This is a genomic window from Anaerolinea thermophila, assembly GCF_020723905.1.
GTDB classification, from domain to species: Bacteria; Chloroflexota; Anaerolineae; order Anaerolineales; family Anaerolineaceae; genus Anaerolinea; species Anaerolinea thermophila_A.
This window is the reverse complement of sequence record NZ_DYHZ01000001.1, coordinates 25,744-48,230: the sequence shown is the minus strand read 5'-3', so window position 1 is coordinate 48,230 and position 22,487 is coordinate 25,744. Positions and strand designations below refer to the sequence as shown.

Below are 22,487 nucleotides of genomic sequence, written 5' to 3'. Positions count from 1 at the left end.
TTCCTCGATCCTGAAAAAGGAGTTTGTATGCGCTCAGGCTTTTCCCGCCAGCGCTTTGATGAACACTTTCAGGTTAAAGGTTTGACCGGAAAGCAAATTTTGTGCCCTGAACATCCCTGCAGCCATGCGGATGACCAGCCATGCTGTCAGCACCTGCAAAATTGCCGCTAATGTCAACTGCCAGAATGGTACCGCGGTTGCTGATAGACGTGTTATCATGGCAACCGGAGAGGTGAGCGGGAACAGACTTAATGCCACAGAGACGATTGAATCCGGGCGGAAAATTAAGACATTCAGAAACAGGAATGGAATGTATAAAGGGAGGGCAACCAGAATGGTGACCTGAGAGGCTTCTCTCAGGTTAGGCGCCAGTGCGCCAATAGACGCCATCATACTGGAGAAAACGGCATAACCCAGCAGAAAGTACACAATGCCCCAGACAAGAATTTCTTGAGGAATCTGAAGCCCTTGAAGAATTGAGATGGAGCGTCCTGCAAAGGAAAGCGCCAGACGGGCGGCAGTCAACCAGATCAGGGTTTGAAAAAGTCCCATGATGCCCAGTCCCAGCATTTTCCCAGCCATTATTTCATGGGGAGTGATTGATGTCAACAGAATTTCAATGACCCGATTTTTCTTTTCGGTGTTAACGCTACTCAACATGAGTGATGAATTCCAGAAAATGAGGAGGTAAAAAATCATTGAGGTTCCGTATGGAATTGCAAAAGCCTGCAGTTCATTTTGATCTCGTCGTGATTTCTTCGAGGAGAGGGTTTCTTCCTCAAGATTCATGGGCTGAACGAGGCGTTGAAGCAAATCCGGGCGGTCTTTGAACAGATTGTATTCAATCAGCCAGTCCACAGGATAAGCGCGGAAATCGCCGGAGAAAGGATTCCTGCGGGGAGAAATTCTTCTCACTTTCCCGGTTTTCAGGTAATCCTCAGAGACCACAAACAAAACAGTAATTTTGCCTGCTTCCAGTGCCTGTAAACCACTTTCCTCATCATTGAAGGGTTGCATCCTACCCTTCAATTCTGCGGGAATCTCACGGATGATTCCACTGTAATCCACCAGACCTTTGACGTCGCTTTGTGCTTCTCCTGACAGCGCCTCAGGTGAGGTGTAAATCTCCATGTTTTTTTGGAGTATTCCAACGCCCAGTAATATCAAAAAACCCAACGCTGGAAACAAAAACACGCCGAGCAGAAAAGATCGGCTGTGCAAAAGGGTATTGATTTCGTGTCTCAAGACGATCCAGGTTTTGTTCATAGGGCTTTCCTTATGACACCCGAGAACGGAAAATTTCCATCAGTGTGACTTTCTTCCCGTACCGCAACATACCCAGTCGGAAAGCGCGGCTAGCCAGCCAGATAGCGCCTGCCGCACACAGCACCAGAATCCCTTCGGAAACGGCGATTTGCCAGAAGGGGATCCTGGTTACCACAGAACGCAAAGGAAGCATTAGCGGCGCTGTAAAGGGGAAAAATGAAAACCCAATGGAAAGCGGGCTGTCAGGATTTTCTATCAGAATGTCCAGAATAAACAGTGGGATGAAGAAGAGCATGCTGAAGAGAGCGACAACCTGTTGGGCTTCGCGGGCTTCCGTTGCGGTAGCGCCGGCCAGCATCATCAATGCTGATACCATGATAAACGCCGGAACTGCCAGCAACATCATCAGCCTTATGGCGGAGAGATCTAGGTTGAGTGTGTTGGGCAGGGGAAGTGTTCGCAGGGCAAATACCCCCAGCGCCAGAGGAATGGCAAACCAGAAGAAGATTTGGGTCAATCCGACGCTTAAATTCCCAAAAATTTTGCCGATCATCAACTGATCTGTTGAAAGTGAGGTAAAGAGGATCTCGATGGTGCGATTTTCCTTCTCGTCCACCAGGGCTTGCAGAAGATAGTTGCCAGTGATATTGATCGAAAAGAAAAAGATTATTCCAAAGAGAAAAATCAGGACAGACGTAAACAGCGAAGAGTTGTTTATGGGTTCCTTTCCATCCAGGGTTTCAAACTCCAGGCGGGGTCCTTCCAGGATGCGGGTTTTTACCAGAGGGTTTTCGTTTTTCAGCAGATGGGTAAGCAGGTATTGAGATACAACATCTGTTACTATCGAATCCACGCCTGTTTGAGAAATCGAGCGTACCTTCCCGGTGGTAAGATAATCAGGTTCAATGATAAAAAATGCCTGAATGTCGCCCTGATCCAGTGCCCGTCGGGCGGCTTCTTCATCGTCATAGGGAAGAACCTGCAAGAAAAATGAGATCTCCTTGAATGGCATCTCCTTAAATGATTGGGCGTCCTGAAATAATCCTGAGCGGTCAATCACCCCAACCGGACGGAAATCGAAACTGAGAAAAACGGCGGCAATTGCTACCCCTGTCATCAACAGGATGGCTAAAGGCAATGAGAGTAAACCAAAGAGAAAGCGTTTGTTTTTAACATGACGCACGTATTCGTGGAGAAAGACAATCCATGCTTTTCTCATGCTTCTTCTCCCTGAGCAGTGACCACCTGAATGAAAATATCATCCAGCGTGGGCATGGCAATTTCGAATTTTTCCAGCGGAATGTTTGCCTCTACCAGAGATTTCAAAATTTCTTGCGGGGTTGTTCCGGTGTCCACATGTAGCAGATATCCTGAGTTGACCTGTTCGACCTGAAGGACACCCGGCAGGTATGCGGGAAGTTCGCCAAGCGGATGTACCACGACCTTGTGAGATGCAAAGTTTCGACGAATCTCATTGATCTTGCCATACAGCATGACCTTGCCGTGATTAATCAATACCAGCCGGTCGCACAACTCTTCAACCTGATGCATCTGATGGGTGGACATGATGATGGTCCTTCCCTTATTACGTTCTTCGCGCAACAGGTCTTTCACCATTTGCGTGTTGACCGGATCCAGTCCGCTGAAAGGCTCGTCCACAATGATCAAATCCGGTTCATGCGCCAGGGTAGCAATTATCTGGGCTTTTTGCTGCATGCCCTTGCTCAGTTCCTTGACCTTTTTCTTGCGGTGTTCATAAAGGTCGAATTGCTTCATTAAGTCGGCAACCCGCTGCGCCGCCTGAGAAGGTTTTAATCCCTTGAGACGAACCAGATAATTCAGGCACATTTCCAGAGAGATGTCCTGATACAGTCCGCGTTCTTCTGGCAGGTAGCCGATGCGGTTTTTCTTTTCTTCGGTCATTTTCCCGCCCAGCACTTCTACTGAGCCGCTATCGGGTTTGAAGATATCCAGAATGATGCGGATGGTGGTGGTTTTTCCGGCGCCATTGGGACCGAGCAGTCCGAAAATTTCTCCGGGTTCTACATTGAAAGTCACCTGATTGACGGCAGTTTGATGACCAAATCGCTTGGTTATTTCGTGGACCTGAATGGTAGCCATTGGTGAAAAACCTTCTTTCAGAGTGTGCTGATGCGTAGAAATCTTCGTGTCCTTGTGCAGAAGAACACAAAACAAAATTATAACCATAAACAGACTAAATAAAGGTCAGGGAAATAATTTTTGACAGATTCTGAATGCGAAGGTGAAAAAAATAGAATTCCCCTGTGTGAGAATGCTGCCACTCATTCCCGCATAGGAGAATTCTAGAGGAGAATGCACTTTAAAAATACAGGAAAAAGGTTAAGGGTGCCTGAAAAAAGATTAAAAATTAGATAAGAAGTCTCTGAAATGTATCTGCTCAAAGGATGGTTTGAATTTGAACGACCCGGTCCAGATGGGCAAAATCCTGTAACACTTGAATGGACGCTGTGGGGAAAACTTCTCGGGCAACTCCGGTAACCTGCCTGCCCTGATCCCATTGAATTTCCAGCAAAATACCTCCCCCGGGAGCAAGCCAGCGCGGAGCATCTCGCAGGAGCGCGGCAATTTTTTCCACGCCGGTGTATCCTCCGTCCAGTGCAGAAACAGGCTCAAAACGGGCTGGTGGAGTTTCGGCAAGTGCAGGTGTGGGGATGTATGGAAGGTTAGCGCATACCAGATCCAGAGGACCGGCGCACGCAGTGAGCAAATTGCATTGCACCCAGCGAATCTGAGAAGTGACCCGGTGCTTTTCTGCGTTCCATTGAGCCACCTTCAAAGCGCCTCTAGAGCAGTCTGTTGCCAGCACCTGTACTTCTGGCAGGGTGTGGGCAATGGACACGGCAATACAGCCTGAGCCGGTGCCCACATCAGCGACCCGGCGGCGCGATGGAAATCTCTTCAACCATTCAATGGCAGTTTCAACCAGTAATTCGGTTTCTGGACGGGGGATAAGGACGTCGGGTGTTACCTCGAATTCCAGCCCAAAAAATTCCTGCCTGCCGGTCAGGTAGGGGAGAGGTACGCCTTTCATCAGTTGAGAGAGTAACCCGTAAAGCGCATTTTCCTCTTCAGCGGTTAAAATCCTTTCCGGATGAGTGATAATCCAGGTGCGCGGGTGCTTTAAAACATGTGCCGCCAGCACCTGTACTTCGATGCTAGCGGTATCGGATAGGGCTTGCAAAGTCTCACGGGCTTGCTGAAGCCACTCCCCCAGGGTCAGGCTATTCTTCATCCTCGTCAGAGCCGGCAGCCAGACGTTCTGCCTCACTGCGCAGGGACAGTTCGTCAATGAACAGGTCAATTTCGCCATCCAGCACAGCGGGCAGGTTGTAAGAGGAAATGCCAATGCGGTGATCGGTGACACGCGACTGCGGGAAATTATAGGTACGGATTTTCTCCGCTCGTTCGCCCGTCCCCACTTGCGAGCGGCGGGTAGCGTCCAGTTCTTGCTGGCGTTTTTGCTCTTCCATTTCGAACAATTTTGCCCGCAAAATGCTCAGGGCGCGCAATTTATTTTGCAATTGCGAACGCTCGTCCTGACAGGCAACCACGATACCTGTGGGTAGATGGGTAATGCGTACAGCGGTGGAATTCTTCTGCACGTTTTGCCCGCCCGCGCCCGCAGAACGGTACACTTCAATTTCAATATCCGATTCGGGAATGTGGACATCCACTTCATCCACTTCTGCCAGAACCGCAACGGTTGCGGTGGATGTGTGAATGCGCCCGGAGGACTCGGTCACAGGAATTCGTTGCACCCGATGCACACCCGATTCGTACTTTAATCTGGAATAAGCGCCTTTCCCTTTAACCATGAAGATGATTTCTTTGTATCCACCGATACCGGTCTCGTTCTGGGAGATGATTTCGACGCTCCAGCCGCGTTTTTCGGCGTAACGGCTGTACATGCGGAACAAATCTCCCGCGAACAGCGCAGCTTCCTCGCCGCCCGTTCCCGCGCGGATTTCCACAATCACGTTGCGCTCATCGCGGGGATCTTTGGGGATGAGCATTGTCTTCAACTCTTTTTCCAGTGCTTCCTGCCGCGGTACGAGCGTTTCCAGATCGGCTTCGGCAAGTTCGCGTAATTCCTCATCACCACTTTCCAGTAAACTGCGCGCTTCCTCAATTTGTTTCAGCACTGTTCGATATTCCTGTGCTTTTTCCACGATTGGTTCGAGGTCGGCGCGCTCTTTGGAAAGTTCAATAACCTTCTGGTAATCATCCGCGTTTTCTTCCAGAAGGCGGTTTAACTCTTCGTATCGGTTTTCAATCGCAATCAGTTTTTCCAGCATAACCGTTCGTTATAATCCTTTTAAGGTCATACACCCAGAGGGAATATTATACCAGACCGCATGAGCGTGGCGCTTTAAGGTTTTGAAAGAAGATTTTCCTGTGAGGATTGCCTCAGCCAGGTTTCCAGTGCCTGAAGTGCCTGTGGAATAAGTTCTGCGGTTTGAGAAGAAAGCGAGCGGTCAAAGCCAAAGATATAACCCCGGAGTGAAAGCAGCACAGCCCTGGGCTTTTTACCATAAAGGGCATGGGTCAGGGAGAGGCATGCAGACGGCGTCAGGTGATGGGTGAGGGGGGAGGGCTGAAAGACTGGCTGGACTTCTTCCAGGTGAATTTCTTCGGGGACAACGCCGGTATGGGCATCCACAAAGACGATGCGGGAAAAATCTGCCATCCACTCTGCCATTTCAGGCATCAACTGAAGATAAAAGTGCATTTCCAGGGTGGGGGTAGACAACACAGGGTTTTCTTCGGGATATTCCGGCAGAACGTACCCCCAATGCTCTGCAAGCGCGCGCAGAAAGTGCCATGCCACGCCATCATCCTGCCGATCAATATTACCGTATCCCAGTACCAGTGTTTTCACGGAGAAGTATTATACTCGATGCCCTGGTTAAAAAAGCATCCTTCCCTGCCGGTATTTGCAGGGAAGGATGTCATCAACAAGAGAGAAACCTAATCCTAATCCCGGCGCAGGGTTTGCACCAGATTTCCTTCTGCATCCACCACATCCATGACGATGGGCATTTGCCCGACGGCATGGGTGGAGCAGGAGAGGCAGGGGTCGTATGCGCGGATTGCCGCTTCAACACGGTTGAGCATCCCTTCAGTGACCTTTGGACCGGTAATGTAGGTCTTTGCCACCGAATCAACGGCTTCGCTCATTGCCCAGTTGTTGTGACCCGTAGAAACAATAAGATTGACTTTCTTGATTTGCCCGTTTTGGTCCGTCCAGTAATGGTGCAGGAGGGTGCCGCGCGGCGCTTCGATAACGCCCACGCCTTCACCTCTTACCTCTTTGCGGGTGTTGAGGATATCTGTGCTGAGAATGTCCGGGTCATCCAGCAGGAAGCGCACTCGTTCTGCTGCAAACAGGCATTCAATCATGCGCGCATAATGGTAATACAGCGTATTTTCCACCGGTTTGCCGGGGTTGAGGGCTTTAAAGCGTTTCAGTTCTTCGTTTGCCAGTGGAGTATCAATTTTTTCAGCAATGTTCAGGCGTCCCAGCGGTCCCACGCGATACACCCCGTTAGGCCAGCCCAGTTTCTTGTAATACGGGAACTTCAGGTAAGACCAGGACTCGACATGTTCAGCGATGTAGTCGAGGTAATTCTGAGCGCTGAAGCGCTCCAGTTGCACGCCATCTCGCCCGATAAGGCGGATTTCGCCATCGTATAATTCCAGTCCGTTTTCGGGGGTGATCAAGCCCAGGTAGCCGGTGGGGAAGACTGCAAACTTGCGGATGTCTTCCATATTCGCTTCAGCCCAATCCCGAATGATTTGAATCCCTGTCTGGATGGTGGAGATGGACTCGTCCAGTCCGGCCAGGATTTCATCCCGTTCGGCGGGGGAGAGGGCTTTGTTAACACCGCCCGGTACTGAGAAATTCGGGTGCACCCGTTTGCCGCCCAGGATGGCGATGATGGACTGACCCCACTTGCGCAGGTTTACCGCACGTACAGCCAGTTCCGTATTCATCTGCGCCACGCCAATCACGTTGCGAATGGCGGGATCGGCATCAAAACCGAGCAGCAGGTCAGGTCCTGCCAGTTCAAAGAAGTGCATGCCGTGACTCTGGACAATTTGCCCCATGTGCATCAATTCCCTCAGCAGGGAGGCAGGGCGGGGAGGAGGGCAACCCAGCACAATATCTGCGGCTTTGGATGCCGCCAGATGGTGGCTGACCGGGCAGATTCCGCAGATGCGCGGGGTGATATACGGCATTTCAAAAACCATTCTGCCTTCGCAGAATTTCTCAAAGCCGCGGAATTCATTTACATGCATGTAAGCCCGCTGGACTTTTCCCGTATCATCCAGGTGAATGGTCACCTTGGCATGTCCTTCAATGCGGGTTACCGGCTCAATGGTAATTTTTTGCGCTACCATTATTCCCTCCTCACTAATGCCACTGGAGTTTTTCGTCTTTTAATTCCGGAATGCGCCCTTGCGCCAGTTCGCTGAGCACATAGAAGATGACATCCGGATCGGGCGGACAACCGGGGACAAACACATCCACGGGTACCACTTCGTGAACAGCGCGCACTCTGGTCATTCTGGCGAGTTCCGGATCATCGGGAATTTTACCCTCTTCATCAGTGCTTTCGGTTTCAATATATGCCCGACGCAGAACCTCTTCCATTTTGAAGAAGTTACGCATAGCGGGTACGCCGCCAAACACAGCGCAGTCGCCCAGGGCTACCAGTAATTTACAGCGTTTACGCATTTTGTGGGCAACTTCCTCGTTTGCAGTATTGTTGATGCCACCTTCTAAAATCCCAACATCCACGCCGCTTTCATCAGGCTCTTTCAGATCGGTAATGGGGGTAGCGCGGATATCAACCAGTTCGGCAATTTGCAGAATGCGCTCGTCAATATCCAGTAAAGACATGTGACATCCTGCGCATCCTGCCATCCAATCGGAAGCAAGTTTAGGTTTTGCCATGGTCAATCACTCCTTTCAAATACATTCCATTAAGCAGGCTCTCCAATCAAAGTGACGGGAGAAGGTTTGGATGTGAATGCGGTCTGCCAGTCGGTGTTTACGGGTACCTTGAGCAGTTTTCCGAGTTCCATCAGGGCATCGGTGCTGGAGCGCACCCATTCAGTCGGTTGCAATGCGGCTTTAGCCTTCTGTACGCGCCCCTCAAGATTGATGTAGGTGCCTTCCTGCTCTGCCCACATTTCCACAGGCAACACCACATTCGCCATTGCCGTCAAACGGGATACATGGCTGGCAGCCACCGCAAGGAATTCAACCCCTTCCAACTGTTGAATGAGGGTATTGGAGGGTTCGTCATCGCCCAGTGCAATCAATACGGCTTGATGTCCCTTAGGATTGAAGGGCTTAGACAGTCCCAGTTGCCCGGCGAGGAGGCTGTTTGCCGCGCCTTTGGCACTGACCAGTTTGGCATTATCGCCCACCTGTTGGATGACTTCCAGCAGGGCTTTGGCGGCGTTTTCATCCAGTCCCTGCCCGTACACAAATACGGTGGTTCCGGATTTGCGAATCATATCCGCGACTTTAGCAATGTCTGTTTCAGCGACTCCGGCTTTGCCTGCCAGTTCGCTCAGATTGCCTGAAGCGCCGTTGTGTCCTTCCCGAATGGCTGCCACCAGGGCTTGCAGGGCAACGCTTTCCTTTCCCACCGTGGGTTTGAGGGCAACGCGGGCGTACTCGGCAAATCGGTTTTCATGGCTGTCCACAACCACAAGCGCTGTAGAAGTGTTCAGCCGCCGTTTGATGAAGAATCCCAAAACCTGATGATCACTGTACAGATCCAACCCGACCGTGACCACACAGTCAGCGCGATGGAGCACATCCAGCGTATCTTCATGGATGCCCGTTTCGGCGGCAAGCAGAGAAGCCAGGCCACTGCCATCCATGCTGGCAACCATCTCTGCCTGCAATCCCTCTTTGAACAGGGAATGGAAGGCAGCAAGGGCTTCAGCGGGTAGTCGCGGAGAAACCAGCCCGGCTATATCTTTGCCCTGATGGGCTTTGATTTCCCGGGCAATCACTTCCAGGGCTTCATCCCACGAAGCGGGTTGCAACTTGCCATCTTTGCGCACCAGTGGAGTCTTGACTCGTTCGCGGGTGTCATCGAGCGGGTCAAAGCGTCCCATCTTGCAAATCACACCGCCGTTGACGGTTGCATCCCAGTCGCCCAGGATGCGTACAAGACGGTTATCGCGGGTAAGCACTTCCACACCACATCCCACTGAGCATTGCACACAAACGGTATGGGTGCTTTCGGTCTTTTTTTCCAGCCCTTGATAGGCGCTGCGCCGGTCGATGATTGCGCCTGTGGGGCAAACCTGCGAGCAGGTGCCGCAGGAGATGCAGGTACTTTCGCCAAATGGCACGCCGGTATCAGCAATCAACATGCTGTTGGCGCCGCGTTCCTCAATGCCCAGCGTATAATTACCCACCAGTTCGCCGCAGGCGCGTACGCAACGCCGGCACAGGATACAACGATTGTGATCAATGACCAGATTGGGATGAGAGGCATCCACTGGATACGGCTTCCATGCCGGTTGGTAGTCCCAGTGGGTCATGCCCATTTCCAGTGCGGTGTTCTGAAGTTCGCAATCACCTCCAGAAACCTGGCAGTAAGGGCAGAAATGGTTCCGATCGCTAAAGATAAGTGTAAGGACGAACTTGCGAGCAGCCAGCACTTTGGGAGTGTTGGTATGCACCACCATATTCTGGCTTACCGGCAGTGTGCAGGAGGGTTGCAGGGTGCGCAAACCTTCTACTTCCACAACACAAACACGACAACCGCCAAAGGGTTGTAAATGGGGGTGGTCACAGAGGGTAGGAATCTTAATTCCCGCCTTTTCTGCGGCGCGTAGCACCGTTGTGCCCTCAGGAACCTCAACAGTTCTGCCATCAATTGTCAAAGTAACCATAGAAAGATGTCTCCCGGGGAATGTAAAGGATTGTTCCTGTGGTGGATTTATAATACCTTCCATCCCATTCTAGTTTTAGAATGGTCAAAGGGCAAGTGACATTCATCATAAGTGCGGTTGCGAAGCAACAAGAATCTCCACAAAATAGATGGAGATGAATAATGGTATAATCCTCATTCAAGGAGTGTTTTAAGATTTTTGGGTAAAGAACAGGAGCGACAAACCATTGGCGTTTGATCCATTTCGGTGGCTTTTAGGTTTATTCTCCCTGGATATTGGCATTGATCTGGGGACTGCGAACACACTTGTACATGTTCGCGGGAAAGGGATTGTGATTAATGAACCTTCATGGGTGACGATTGAAAAACCAACGCGTCGTCCACTGGAGGTGGGTTTGCGTGCCAAAGAAATGGTTGGACGGACTCCCGCGAATGTGATTGCTGTACGCCCTCTGCGAGATGGGGTTATCTCGGAGTTTGAAATCACCCGCGCCATGTTACAGTACTTCATTGATAAGGCACATCAGCAATCCATTGTGCCTGCGCCCAGTCCTCGCGTGGTGATTGGTATCCCCTCGGGGGCTACCGAAGTGGAGCGCCGTGCCGTGATGGACGCGGCTTCAGCGGCAGGGGCGCGGGAAGTGTATCTGGTTGAAGAACCCCGGGCGGCGGCTTTAGGCGCGGGCTTGCCTGTCTCGGAAGTACGTGGAACCATGATTGTGGATATTGGCGGTGGCACAACCGAGGTTGCCATCATCTCCATGGGTGAGATTGTAGTCTCTCGTTCGTTGCGGGTTGCTGGCGATGAACTGGATCAGGACATCATCCAGTACATTCGCAATAAGTACAACCTGTTCATCGGCGAGCGAATGGCGGAGCAGGTGAAGATTCAGATTGGCTCAGCATACCCCCTTCCGCAGGAAAAGACCATGATCGTTCGGGGGCGTAATCTTATCAGCGGCTTGCCAGAATCTCTGGAAGTTTCCTCGGTAGAAATCCGTGAGGCAATTTCAGGTTCCTTACAGGTGATTGTGGATACCATTAAGGATGCACTGGACGAAGCACCGCCTGAAATTGTAGCAGACTTAATCGAAACCGGTGTGTGTCTGGCAGGTGGTGGAGCGCTTTTGCAGGGGTTATCGGAACGATTAAGTGAAGAACTGGGATTGCGCGTTTGGGTAGCGGAAGATCCGATGACCTGTGTGGCTCGGGGAGCCGGCATCGTATTGGAGAATCTCGATCGTTATCGTAATTATCTCGCTTCCGTAGAACGAAACGGCGCCCGGGCATAATTCGGGGAAGAAATTGACTTCTTTTTAGAATGACGGGTTTCCTGGAACGATTCTGGCGCACAGGCGTCATCTTTTTGATTGTGGCAGGGTTGCTTTTCCTGGCACTGGGGGGCTATCTCAATCCAATGGTGCGCCTTGCTTCAGCCCCATGGATTGCAACACAACGCTGGTTAATGACCCGTTATCTGGCATTCTACGAACTGGTCAGTTCCCCGCAGGAGATGGCGGCGTTGCGTCAGCAGGTGGCTTTGCTGGAAGAGGAAAATGCCCGCTTACGCAGTCAGGTCATTGAACTGCAACAGGAACTCCGTAAAGCCCAAACGACCAGCGCGTTGTTGGATTTTGCCCGTTCACGCCCTGGAGACCGGTTTGTGGGAGCCTCTGTAATTGGACGCGACCCCAGTCCGTTCCTTCAATACATCTTTATTGACAAAGGCTCAGATGATGGCTTGCGCCGTGGAATGCCGGTAGTTACTGCCGAAGGACTGGTAGGCAGAATTGATGCGGTCATTGCTAACGGCGCCCGTGTGCAGTTGATTACCGATCCGGGTGCCGCCGTGAATGTGAAAATTGCCAACAGTGAGGTGGAAGCCATTCTCAGCGGTTCACTCACTGGTGAACTGACACTGGAAATGCTTCCCCAGGAAGCCAGCCTGAAGGTCGGGGATGTTGTCCTGACCTCTGGTTTGGGTGGAAATTATCCGGAGAATATTCTGGTAGGGCAGGTTGCCGCTTTACGACAGCAGGAAACCACTCTCTTTCAAACGGCGCTCATTCAACCCGCTGTGGATTTTCGGACTATCCGAATAGTACTGGTCATCACCAATTTTGCACCTGTAGATCTTTCTCCGCTTCAACCGGTCTCTCCTGTTCCTTGAGGAAAAATGGGTATTCTGCTGGGACTTCCCATTGTCATTCTCCTGACCATTTTTCAAAGCGTAGTGGTCAGCAATATCCCCTTGCTCCATGGCACGGCGGATGTAGTGCTTTTGGTGCTGGCAGCGCTGGCTCTACAGGAACGGATTTCAACCATTTATGAGTGGGCAGTGATGGCAGGAATTTTAATGGGCCTGGTATCAGCCGTTCCCTGGTTTATTCCGGTGCTAGGATATGTTGGGGTGGTTGCCTTTGCGCGCTTTCTCCGGCGTCAGGTCTGGCAAACACCGGTACTGGCAATGCTCCTCACTACCCTTGCAGGCTCGCTGGGAATGCTGTTCATGCAAATGCTGGCACTGCAAGCCCAGGAGGTGCCAATTTCCATCGTGGAAAGCCTGAATCTGGTGATTTTACCGGCTGTATTCCTCAATCTTGTGCTGGCATTGCCGATATATGCTTTGACGGTAGATGTGAGCCGTTCTGTGGTTTCAGAAGAGGTGGAAATATGAGTTTCCCATCCATTCATCATGAAGGATTGGAGCGATCACGACTGGCGGTGGTGTATGCGCTGGTCATTTTGATTGTGGGATTTTACATTTATAAACTGTTCGAATACCAGATCGTTCAGGGCGCCGATTTTGCCGCCCGAGCCGATGAAAACCGCCGTACAGAAATCAGCGTCCCGACCCAGCGGGGTTTGATCATGGATCGCAACGGCTTTATTCTGGCACGTAATGTACCGGCATATCATGTAACCATTACCCCTGCCTACCTGCCGGGTGATCCCACTGCCGGCGGCGATCCGGATGCGCTGAACACGGCGCTGGATGATCGGGTTCAGGAAGTGTACCGCAAGTTATCCGAACTGGTGGGCATTCCGGTCAGCCAGGGGGTGATTAACGAACAAACAGTTAAAGCCTTCTCACCCTGCCAGACCGATCTGGGCATTGCTCAAATCGTCTATATCGCCGATACCAACGCGCCTTACTCGCCCATGCGGGTTGCCTGCAATGTGCCTGCGGAGACGGCGATGATCATTCGCGCCCGCTCTGCTGATCTGCCCGGAGTAGGCATTGAAACAGAACCCGTCCGTGATTATCCCACCGGTTCCTTGACAGCAGTGGTAGTGGGCTTTCTGGGACCGGTTCCTGCCGGTCAGCAGGAATATTATGAGGAAAAAGGTCTGGTTTCCGGACGGGATAAGGTGGGGTATGCCGGAATTGAAGCCACCATGCAGGATATTCTGGCGGGGCGGAATGGTAAACGCGTGGTGGAAGTTGATGGAGCCGGGAAAGAATTGCGCAATCTCGAGCCGCCCATTGAACCTGTTCCCGGTAACACCATCCGCCTGACGCTGGATACTCGCCTGCAAAGCGTGGCGCAGGAAGCCCTGGTAGGCACGATTGATTACTGGAACCGCCGTTTAAATAAAATTCGTTCCTCCAGCGGCGTGGTGATCGCCATGAATCCCAAGACGGGGGAAATTCTGGCGCTGGTTTCTTATCCTTCCTATGAGAATAACCGTATGGCGCGGTTTATTCCGGAGTATTACTACAGACAACTGCTGGCAGACCCGAACAAACCACTTTTCAATCATGCCATCTCTGCGGAGCATCCCCCAGGATCAGTGTTCAAATTACCTACGGCAGTTGGCGCGCTGAATGAAGGGGTGGTCACGCCAGAGCAGGAACTGAACGACCCCGGTAAAATCACCATTATTCAGAAGGCTCTGCCTAACTCTCCGGGTACGCCATTTGATTATGTGTGTTATGACCAGAATGGACATGGCGATGTTAACTGGTTGCGTGGGGTGGCGCTTTCCTGCGATGTGTATTTCTATAAAATCGGCGGTGGGTATGCTCCGGACGGTGTTTCCGGTTTGGGAATCTGGCGTCTTGGCGAATACTCCCGCGCGCTGGGGTATGGCATCCTGACTGGGATTGAATTACCCGGCGAAGCCAACGGTTTGATCCCCGATCCGGACTGGAAACGCCGTACGCAGGGTGAGTCCTGGACTACGGGTGATACCTACATCGCCTCCATGGGGCAGGGGTATGTGCTGGCAACGCCGCTTCAGGTGCTGGTTTCTGCAGCCATCCTCGCCAACGATGGAAAGTACATGCAACCCACGTTGATTCGGGACGTGCTGGACGCGGAAGGCAATGTGGTCAAACCTTTTGAGCCACGTTTGAAGTGGGATATCACCAGGGATCCCGTCATTCGGGTATACGATGAGAACAATCTTCTGACTGGCGAGCGTAAAACCGTCCAGCCGTGGGTGGTTTCGCTGGCGAAAGAAGCCATGCGCCTGGTTGTCACCGAAGGAACAGCCAAAAATGTTTTTACCGACAGCCCGGTGCAGAACTCAGCCGGAAAAACCGGCACCGCTGAGTACTGCGACAACATTGCCAATCAGCAGGGGCTGTGTATCCGCGGGAACTGGCCCACACATTCCTGGTATTTTGGCTATGCTCCATACGATGACCCGGAAATTGCTGTTGTGGCTTTCGTGTATAATGGTGGCGAAGGTGCAAGCGTAGCCGCACCGATTGTGCGTAAAGTGATGGAAGGCTACTTTGAGTTGAAGTCCATTGATGCGGGGAAATAATGCCATGATCATGCAGAGGCGGCAGGCAGTCACCATCAAAGGCGTGCGGGATGGGTTGCTCATCACCCTTTCAGAAGGTTCCTGGGAAGAACTCCGTCCGGCGCTTCTGCAAACCATGGAAGAGCGGTTGGGTTTTTTGAAAGGCGCGCGTGTGGCTCTGGATGTGGGTGACCATCTCGTTCATGCCGCTGAACTGGGGGCTCTCCGCGATCAATTTTCGGAATGGGGCATTACCCTTTACGCGGTTATCAGCCGTTCTCCGGTGACGGAGCAAAACGCTCAAGCCCTTGGACTGGCAACGCGCCTCTCAACTCCCCGCCCTGAGCGCACCATCCGTCCTCTGGAAAGTCATCTCCAGGGAGAAAATGCCATTCTCGTGCAACGTACGGTGCGTTCGGGATTCAAAGTCTCTCATCATGGACATATTGTGATCCTGGGGGACGTTAACCCCGGTGGTGAGGTGTTGGCGGGCGGCAATGTTCTGGTATGGGGAAAACTGAAAGGCAGTGTGCATGCCGGTATGGATGGAAATGAGCAGGCAGTGATTTGTGCATTAGAACTGGATCCAACCAGTGTGCGTATAGCCGGTTTTCCTGTGACTTTGCCGCCTCGCAAAGGAAAATCTGAACCGCAAATGGTGCGGATAGAAGAGGGACGAGCCATTGTCGAAACCTGGAAATCGAAGAAATAAGGGAGCAGTACACAGATGACAGCAAGCGTTATTACTTTTACCTCTGGAAAAGGTGGCGTAGGCAAGACGACCACCACCGCGAATGTGGCGGTAGCCCTGGCGCTTTTAGGCAAGAAAGTGGTGTGCATTGATGGGGATATTGGCTTACGCAATCTGGATTTAGTGCTGGGCTTGGAAAACCGCATTGTCTATGATGTGGTGGACGTGGTGGAAGGACGTTGCCGTCTGCGCCAGGCAATGATTCGGGATAAACGCTTGCCTGAACTGTATCTCATCCCTGCCGCGCAGACCCGGGATAAAAATGCCCTTTCTCCCTCTGATATGGTGCGCCTGTGTGATGAACTGCGCCCGGAATTCGATTTCATTTGTATCGATTCACCTGCGGGAATTGAGCGCGGTTTTCGCAATGCCATTGCCCCCGCAGACCAGGTGGTGGTGGTGACCAATCCGGAAGTCTCTGCAGTGCGGGATGCCGATCGGGTTGTGGGGCTGGTGGAGGCAGAAGAAAAAGGACCTGCCCGTTTGATCCTCAACCGGGTTAATCCTGCCATGGTCAAACGCAACGAGATGCTTTCTCCAGAGGATGTGCTGGAACTGCTGGCAATTGATTTGCTGGGAATCGTTCCAGAGGATGAAAATGTGATCATCAGCACCAACCGTGGACAACCCATTGCACTCAACGGGAAAACACGCGCTGGTGAGGCGTTCCATAATATCGCCCGCCGTTTGAACGGCGAAAACGTCCCCTTGATGAAACTGGATGATCGCCAGGACTTCTTCAGTAAACTGGCAAGGATGATGCGTTCGGGAGGCAGTTGATATGGCAGGGTGGCTGGACTGGCTTATGGGTCAACGAAACAAGAGCGCCGATCAGGCGAAAGAACGCCTCAAACTGGTTTTGATTAATGACCGCACCGATTTGTCGCCGGCTCAGATGGAACAGTTGAAGAATGATTTGCTGGCGGTGATCGAGCGCTACATTGCCATCGATCCAGCCCGTGTTCATATCACCATGTCTCAGGAAGGTCGTGAGCATCGTTTGCTGGCGGATATTCCACTCAAGCCCGCCCCCCGGAAACGATAAGCGTTCAGGCTGTAAATGGGTGTTTAAAGGTACCTTGTATGATTCAGCGTGAGACATGGAAACACTTTGATTACTGGCTGTTAGGGGCGGTGGTCATCCTTTCCATTTTTGGCATTGCCATGATTCGTTCTGCCATTGCCGGTAACGAAGTGCTGGCAGAACTGGTTCAGCGTCAGACCATTTACGTCATCATCGGGTTTGTGGTGATTCTATTCATGGCATCCCTGGATTATCGCTATTTTTCGGCGCTATCCCGGGTGCTGTACATTGGCGCCATTATTTCTCTTCTAATTATTTTTGTCTTTGGTACTGCCTTCTTTGGGTCGGCGCGCTGGCTGGATACCGGCTTGATTTTGATTCAGCCGTCTGAACTGGCAAAAATCATCATGATTATCGTGCTGGCAGATTTCTTTGCCCGTACCCAGGACCGAAAAAAGGATGTGCGCTGGATTCTGCAGAGTTTTCTGCTCACTTTTGGCGTGGTGATCTGGATTCTCCTCCAGCCCAACCTCTCTACTTCCATTGTGATTATGGTCATCTGGTTTTCCATGCTGTGGGTGAGCGGCTTGCCGGTCAAGTATTTATGGATTTTACTGGGGGTGACCATTGTCCTCTTACTGGTCATTATCTTCATGCTGTTTAGCGGGCAAAAAATTCCTTTTATTGAGGACTATCAGTTAAAGCGCATTGTGGACTTTCTCTTTCCGGATCCCAATTCGCGGCATGGGAACATCTTCAACGTACAGCAAGCCTTAATCAGTATCGGTTCTGGAGGGTTGTTTGGGAGCGGCTATGGACACAGCACGCAGGTGCAGTTGCGCTTCCTCAAGGTGCGCCATACCGACTTTATTTTTTCTGCCATGGCGGCAGAATTTGGCTTTGTGGGTACGGTGGTGATCATTTTGTTGTTGTTATTTGTCATCCTCCGTTGTTTCCGCGCTGCTGCACTTGCCGCTGATCCCTTTGGTGCCTTGATCGCTTATGGTTTTGGCGTGTTGTTGTTCTTTCAAATGGCGGTGAATATTGGTGTGAATCTGAACGTCATTCCGGTTACGGGTTTGACTCTGCCATTTATCAGTTACGGTGGCAGTTCCATGTTATCATTAGCCTTCGGCATTGGATTGGTGGAAAGCGTTGTCAGCCGCCACAAAGTGCTGGAATTCTAATTCGATCACTGGAGCGAGCGAATGACCGATTACAGTAAACCTGTGCGGGTGCGGTTTGCACCATCCCCTACCGGACGGATGCACCTGGGGAGTGGACGAACGGCGCTTTATAACTACCTGCTGGCACGGAAAACCGGGGGGCAGTTTATCCTGAGAATTGAGGATACCGACCAGAAGCGTTATGTGCCCACCGCTGAGCAGGAATTGATTGATGGGATGCACTGGCTGGGCTTACAGTGGGATGAAGGTCCCGATGTGGGAGGCCCTTATGGACCGTACCGCCAGAGTGAGCGTAAAGACATTTATCTCCACTACGCCCGCCAGCTGGTGGAGAGCGGGCACGCGTATTATTGTTTCTGCACCCCCGAACGCCTGGAAAAAGTGCGTCAGGAACAGCAAGCCCGCAAGGAACAACCACATTACGATGGCACCTGCCGGAACATTGACCCTGACGAAGCCGCCCGTAGAGTGGCTCGAGGTGAGCGTCACGTCATTCGCTTTAAGACGCCCCGCGAGGGTGTAACCGTGGTGAGGGATCTCCTCCGCGGGGAGATTACCGTGGAGAATCGCCTGATTGACGATTACGTCATTGTCAAATCCGATGGGCTGGCGTTGTATCACCTTGCTGCAATGGTGGATGACCACCTGATGAAGATCACTCATGTCTTCCGGGGTGCTGAATGGTTGCCAACCTTCCCCTTGCATGCTCTCATTATCCGCGCTTTTGGGTGGCAGGAACCGGAGTTTATTCATCTCTCTGTGTTCCTTAAGCCCAGCGGAAAGGGGAAAATGAGCAAGCGGGAAGCCGCCGACTTGATGAAAGATGGCTACTCCATTTTCGTCACCGATTTTAAAGATCTGGGGTATCTTCCTGAAGCCGTGGTGAACTGGATTGCTTTGATGGGGTGGAGTTACGACGACCACACCGAATTTTTCACCATGCCCGACCTGATTGAAAAATTCTCTCTGGAAGGGTTGAACCCCTCTCCGGCAGCCATCAATTTCACCAAACTGGACCACTTCAACGGTTTGCACATTCGTCACCTGGCGCTGCCCGATTTCGCCCAGCGGGTCAAACCGTTTCTGATTTCTGCCGGATACACAGTAGAGGATGAGAAACTGCTCCGCATTGCTCCGCTCATTCAACCGCGCCTGACCACCTTGGATGATGTTGTCGCCATGGCGGGCTTTTTCTTCAAAGACGAAATTGTTCCCGACCCCGCGGCGCTGGTTCCCAAAGGACTGACTCCGGCAGAAGCGGCACAGGTTGCCCGGCGCAGTCTGGAAGTGCTGGAAAGCCTTTCAGATGTATCGCCTGCGGTTGCCGAACCGCCCATGCGAGCGCTGGTGGAGGAACTGGGGCTCTCGGCGGGGCAGGTATTTGGAATTTTGCGGGTAGCCGTTACCGGACAAACCGTCAGTCCGCCTTTATTCGAGAGTATGGAGATCATCGGGCGGGATACCTGCCTTAAGCGGGTGCGCCGTGCCATTGAATTGCTGGAAGCCATGGCATAATCTATCGGAGAGCGGGTATTCCCGATCTTTTGCCTGGATCACAAGGCATGAAGAAGATAACGGTTGCACTCCCATTCCCTGATGAACCGGGGACGTATTTTCTCGCCTTTTCTTTAGAGAAACCTGGAGAGTACCGGGTTGGACGCTTTCCCCCTGTGTTCTTGCCGGAAGGGTTGTATTTTTACACCGGTAGCGCGTGGGGACGGGGAGGATTGCGTGCGCGTCTGGGGTATCATTTGAGTGTTCCTGCCCACCCCCACTGGCACCTGGACTGGTTGAAACCGTATCTGACTCTGTTGGGAGCCGGGTGGCGTGAAGGGGTACATGCTGAGTGTGACTGGGCGCAAGCCCTCATTGTTCACCCGCAGGCAAGTATCCCTCTACCGGGGTTTGGCGCCAGTGATTGCTCCCGGCAATGCTCCGCGCATTGGGTGTTTTTTGGTACAATGGGAGGGCATCACGCTTGGAGGAAGATTGTTGAAGAGACTCTTGCGAAATTACTGGATGCTCCTGCTGGTTTCTGGAGCAGTGATATTGCTGGATCAATGGACCAAAGCCCTTGTTCGCGCCCACCTTGCACCGGGTGAGATGTGGGCGCCCTGGGACTGGCTGATGCCGTATGCCCGCTTTGTCCACTGGTACAACACCGGTGTGGCGTTTGGGCTGTTTCAGGGTAAGGGGGACTGGTTCATCTTTTTAGCCATCATTATTGCTGTTTTCATTGTCCTGTATTACCCTCGAGTGCCGGATCAGGATTGGAGTTTGCGCCTTGCCATGAGTTTGCAGTTGGGCGGCGCACTGGGAAATATGATTGATCGTCTCCATCAGGGATATGTCACCGATTTCATTTCGGTTGGCACGTTCCCTGTCTTTAATATTGCCGATTCCAGCATCACCATTGGGGTTATTATTCTGCTGCTGGGGGTTTACCTGCAAGAGCGGCGTGAACGCCGTCTGGCTCAGGAATCCAGAGAGAGCCCACCTGAAAATCCGGTTGTGCAGTAATGGAAGATCAGGTCTTTGTCTTCACCTGTGAATCTCATCAGGAAGGGCGTCTGGATAAGTTTCTGGTTGCCCATTTTCCTGATTTCAGCCGTTCTCAAATCCAGGGGCTGATACGCGACGGTTTTGTGCGCGTCTCCGGTAAACTGGTTCAGAAGACGGGATTTCCAGTAGAAGCCGGTATGGAGGTAGAGATCCGCGTTCCACCTCCTCAACCCACTTCGCTGGAACCTGAGCCCATTCCCCTGGATATTCTCTTTGAAAATCAAGATCTCGTGCTGGTCAATAAGCCCGCTGGAATGGTCGTGCACCCTTCGGCAGGACATGATCGCGGTACGCTGGTGCACGCTGCGCTGGCGCACATTCCCGATCTGGAAGGTATTCATGGGGAGGAACGCCCGGGTGTGGTGCATCGCCTGGACAAGGATACATCCGGATTGATCTTACTGGCAAAGAATGACCGCGCCCACCGCTGGTTGCAGGATCAATTCCGTCTGCGCCGGGTTCAGAAAATGTATCTGGCGCTGGTGGATGGACATCCCCCAACGCCAACCGGGCGAATTGAAGCGCCGATTGGGCGTGATCCCCGCAATCGACAGCGCATGGCAGTTGTGCCGCCGGAAAAAGGGCGCGAGTCAATCACGGAGTACTTTACCCGGGAAGAGTTTCCATCTCACGCGCTTCTGGAAGTGCATCCGTTAACCGGACGCACCCATCAGATTCGCGTGCATCTGGCGTTTATTGGCTGTCCAGTAGCGGGTGATCTGGTGTATGGACGAAAGCATTCCACGGTTCCACTGGATCGCCATTTCCTTCATGCCTACCGGTTGACCATTCAACTGCCGGGGGAGCAAACTCCGCGCACGTTCGAAGCGCCTTTACCCCCGGAACTGGAACAGGTTCTTCAAATTTTGCGTGGAAGGACAACGTTATGATTCAGGGTTTCATTGATTTACGTTCGGATACGGTCACGCATCCTACCCCCGAAATGCGTCAAGCGATGGCACAGGCAGAGGTAGGGGATGATGTCATGGGGGAAGATCCCACCGTAAATCGTCTGGAAGAACTTGCCGCAGAAAAACTGGGAAAAGAAGCGGGCTTGTTTATCCCCTCGGGGACGATGGGCAACCTTGCCGCCATTTTGACCCACTGTGGTCGCGGCGATGAGATGATTGTGGGGCACCTCTCCCATACGTATCTCTTTGAGGCAGGGGGTTCTGCGGCGCTGGGCGGGGTGCACCCTTTTGTGGTTCCCAATCAGCCTGATGGCACCCTTCGATTGGATGACTTACGCAAGGCTGTACGTGAGGATGACCCCCATTACCCGACCAGCCGATTAATTATTCTGGAAAATACCCACAACCGCTGTGGCGGGGTGGTTTTAACACCCGAGTATATGCAGGTGGTTGGCGCTTTTGCGCGAGAGAAGCAGTTGAAACTGCATGTGGATGGCGCACGGATTTTCAACGCGGCGGTGGCTTTGCAGGTGCCAGTGGCAGATCTGGTGCGAGATGCCGACTCGGTGACCTTTTGTCTGAGCAAGGGACTGTGTGCCCCGGTTGGATCGGTTTTATGTGGTTCTCGAGAGTTCATTTACAGGGCACGTCGCATTCGCAAGCAGTTAGGAGGCGGTATGCGCCAGGCGGGCATTCTTGCTGCGGCTGGCATCATTGCCCTGGAGAAAATGGTGGATCGTCTGGCAGAAGATCATGACCGCGCCCGTTTGCTTGCCGAACGGCTTTGCGGAGTCAAAGGGCTGGTTGTGGAAAATCCTCACCCCCAGACCAATATGGTGTATCTGTGTCTGGAAGAAGGCATTTCCGTGGATGCCCCTGAGGTTTCGGCAGAACTGGAAAAATTGGGTGTCAAAGTGGATTGGGTGGATACCCGCCGCTTTCGGCTGGTTACCCATTACTGGGTTAATGATGAGGATATACATCGCGCCGTAGCGGCATTTGCTCAGGTACTGCGACCATATTCCCCTCAATAAACCATATGTCCTTGTGGCTCCATCCATGAGG

Annotated in this window: 22 protein-coding genes; 13 read left to right on the top strand and 9 right to left on the bottom strand. The window is 52.3% G+C overall.

Annotated features, from left to right (window positions below; translation table 11 throughout):
• Nucleotides 1-33 precede the first annotated feature (33 nt).
• From LHF31_RS00205 to LHF31_RS00165, 9 genes are all read right to left on the bottom strand, one after another.
• The gene (locus LHF31_RS00205; protein ID WP_303773082.1) at nt 34-1,266 is read right to left on the bottom strand and encodes an ABC transporter permease; all 1,233 of its coding nucleotides are present in this window, start codon (nt 1,264-1,266) and stop codon (nt 34-36) included.
• Nucleotides 1,267-1,276: 10 nt separating this feature from the next.
• The gene (locus LHF31_RS00200; RefSeq protein WP_303773080.1) at nt 1,277-2,485 is read right to left on the bottom strand and encodes an ABC transporter permease; all 1,209 of its coding nucleotides are present in this window, start codon (nt 2,483-2,485) and stop codon (nt 1,277-1,279) included.
• Nucleotides 2,482-3,387, bottom strand: a complete 906-nt coding sequence (locus LHF31_RS00195) for an ABC transporter ATP-binding protein (protein ID WP_303773078.1) — start codon at nt 3,385-3,387, stop codon at nt 2,482-2,484. Before LHF31_RS00195 ends, LHF31_RS00200 begins: the two co-directional genes overlap by 4 nt.
• Nucleotides 3,388-3,685: 298 nt before the next feature.
• Nucleotides 3,686-4,540, bottom strand: coding sequence for a peptide chain release factor N(5)-glutamine methyltransferase (prmC, locus tag LHF31_RS00190; protein WP_303773076.1), 855 nt, complete (start codon nt 4,538-4,540; stop codon nt 3,686-3,688).
• The gene (gene prfA / locus LHF31_RS00185; protein ID WP_303773074.1) at nt 4,530-5,603 is read right to left on the bottom strand and encodes a peptide chain release factor 1; all 1,074 of its coding nucleotides are present in this window, start codon (nt 5,601-5,603) and stop codon (nt 4,530-4,532) included. The genes prmC and prfA overlap by 11 nt, the downstream gene beginning before the upstream one ends.
• A gap of 74 nt (nt 5,604-5,677) precedes the next feature.
• Nucleotides 5,678-6,187: a hydrogenase maturation protease gene (locus LHF31_RS00180; RefSeq protein WP_303773072.1), complete on the bottom strand. Its 510-nt coding sequence runs from the start codon at nt 6,185-6,187 to the stop codon at nt 5,678-5,680.
• A 95-nt stretch (nt 6,188-6,282) separates the two neighbouring features.
• Nucleotides 6,283-7,710 carry a Ni/Fe hydrogenase subunit alpha gene (locus LHF31_RS00175; protein WP_303773071.1) on the bottom strand — a complete coding sequence of 476 codons (1,428 nt, stop codon included), beginning with the start codon at nt 7,708-7,710 and terminating at the stop codon, nt 6,283-6,285.
• A 13-nt stretch (nt 7,711-7,723) separates the two neighbouring features.
• Nucleotides 7,724-8,266: an NADP oxidoreductase gene (locus tag LHF31_RS00170; RefSeq protein WP_298008118.1), complete on the bottom strand. Its 543-nt coding sequence runs from the start codon at nt 8,264-8,266 to the stop codon at nt 7,724-7,726.
• A 29-nt stretch (nt 8,267-8,295) separates the two neighbouring features.
• Entirely contained in the window at nt 8,296-10,233 is a 1,938-nt protein-coding gene (locus LHF31_RS00165) for a molybdopterin-dependent oxidoreductase (RefSeq protein ID WP_303773067.1), read from the bottom strand.
• A 226-nt stretch (nt 10,234-10,459) separates the two neighbouring features.
• Here LHF31_RS00165 and LHF31_RS00160 point away from each other — a divergent pair, with 226 nt between their 5' ends.
• Genes LHF31_RS00160 through ltaE form a run of 13 tightly spaced genes read left to right on the top strand, consistent with a single transcriptional unit; the run spans nt 10,460 to nt 22,456 of the window.
• The gene (locus tag LHF31_RS00160; RefSeq protein WP_298007080.1) at nt 10,460-11,524 is read left to right on the top strand and encodes a rod shape-determining protein; all 1,065 of its coding nucleotides are present in this window, start codon (nt 10,460-10,462) and stop codon (nt 11,522-11,524) included.
• Nucleotides 11,525-11,553: 29 nt separating this feature from the next.
• On the top strand, nt 11,554-12,402 hold the full coding sequence (gene mreC, locus LHF31_RS00155; RefSeq protein WP_303773065.1) for a rod shape-determining protein MreC: 849 nt from the start codon (nt 11,554-11,556) through the stop codon (nt 12,400-12,402).
• Between the two features lie 6 nt (nt 12,403-12,408).
• Nucleotides 12,409-12,909 carry a hypothetical protein gene (locus tag LHF31_RS00150; protein ID WP_303773064.1) on the top strand — a complete coding sequence of 167 codons (501 nt, stop codon included), beginning with the start codon at nt 12,409-12,411 and terminating at the stop codon, nt 12,907-12,909.
• Nucleotides 12,906-15,008, top strand: coding sequence for a penicillin-binding protein 2 (gene mrdA, locus LHF31_RS00145; RefSeq protein ID WP_303773063.1), 2,103 nt, complete (start codon nt 12,906-12,908; stop codon nt 15,006-15,008). The genes LHF31_RS00150 and mrdA overlap by 4 nt, the downstream gene beginning before the upstream one ends.
• A 4-nt stretch (nt 15,009-15,012) precedes the next feature.
• Nucleotides 15,013-15,699 (top strand): septum site-determining protein MinC, encoded by a 687-nt coding sequence (gene minC, locus LHF31_RS00140; RefSeq protein ID WP_303773061.1) that lies wholly within the window; start codon nt 15,013-15,015, stop codon nt 15,697-15,699.
• 15 nt (nt 15,700-15,714) lie between these two features.
• On the top strand, nt 15,715-16,518 hold the full coding sequence (gene minD, locus LHF31_RS00135) for a septum site-determining protein MinD (RefSeq protein ID WP_303773059.1): 804 nt from the start codon (nt 15,715-15,717) through the stop codon (nt 16,516-16,518).
• Nucleotide 16,519: 1 nt separating this feature from the next.
• Nucleotides 16,520-16,783 (top strand): cell division topological specificity factor MinE, encoded by a 264-nt coding sequence (gene minE / locus LHF31_RS00130; protein ID WP_303773057.1) that lies wholly within the window; start codon nt 16,520-16,522, stop codon nt 16,781-16,783.
• A 38-nt stretch (nt 16,784-16,821) separates the two neighbouring features.
• Nucleotides 16,822-17,949, top strand: coding sequence for an FtsW/RodA/SpoVE family cell cycle protein (locus LHF31_RS00125; RefSeq protein ID WP_303773055.1), 1,128 nt, complete (start codon nt 16,822-16,824; stop codon nt 17,947-17,949).
• Nucleotides 17,950-17,970: 21 nt separating this feature from the next.
• A complete protein-coding gene (gene gltX, locus LHF31_RS00120; RefSeq protein WP_303773054.1) occupies nt 17,971-19,464 on the top strand; it encodes a glutamate--tRNA ligase in 1,494 nt (497 codons plus the stop codon).
• A gap of 47 nt (nt 19,465-19,511) precedes the next feature.
• Nucleotides 19,512-20,051 (top strand): DUF123 domain-containing protein, encoded by a 540-nt coding sequence (locus tag LHF31_RS14585; RefSeq protein WP_369685041.1) that lies wholly within the window; start codon nt 19,512-19,514, stop codon nt 20,049-20,051.
• Entirely contained in the window at nt 19,939-20,469 is a 531-nt protein-coding gene (gene lspA, locus LHF31_RS00115) for a signal peptidase II (protein ID WP_369685040.1), read from the top strand. Before LHF31_RS14585 ends, lspA begins: the two co-directional genes overlap by 113 nt.
• Nucleotides 20,469-21,401: an RluA family pseudouridine synthase gene (locus tag LHF31_RS00110; protein WP_303773050.1), complete on the top strand. Its 933-nt coding sequence runs from the start codon at nt 20,469-20,471 to the stop codon at nt 21,399-21,401. The genes lspA and LHF31_RS00110 overlap by 1 nt, the downstream gene beginning before the upstream one ends.
• Complete coding sequence (gene ltaE, locus LHF31_RS00105) at nt 21,398-22,456, top strand: low-specificity L-threonine aldolase (RefSeq protein WP_303773048.1); 1,059 nt, start codon at nt 21,398-21,400, stop codon at nt 22,454-22,456. The genes LHF31_RS00110 and ltaE overlap by 4 nt, the downstream gene beginning before the upstream one ends.
• Nucleotides 22,457-22,487: the final 31 nt, after the last annotated feature.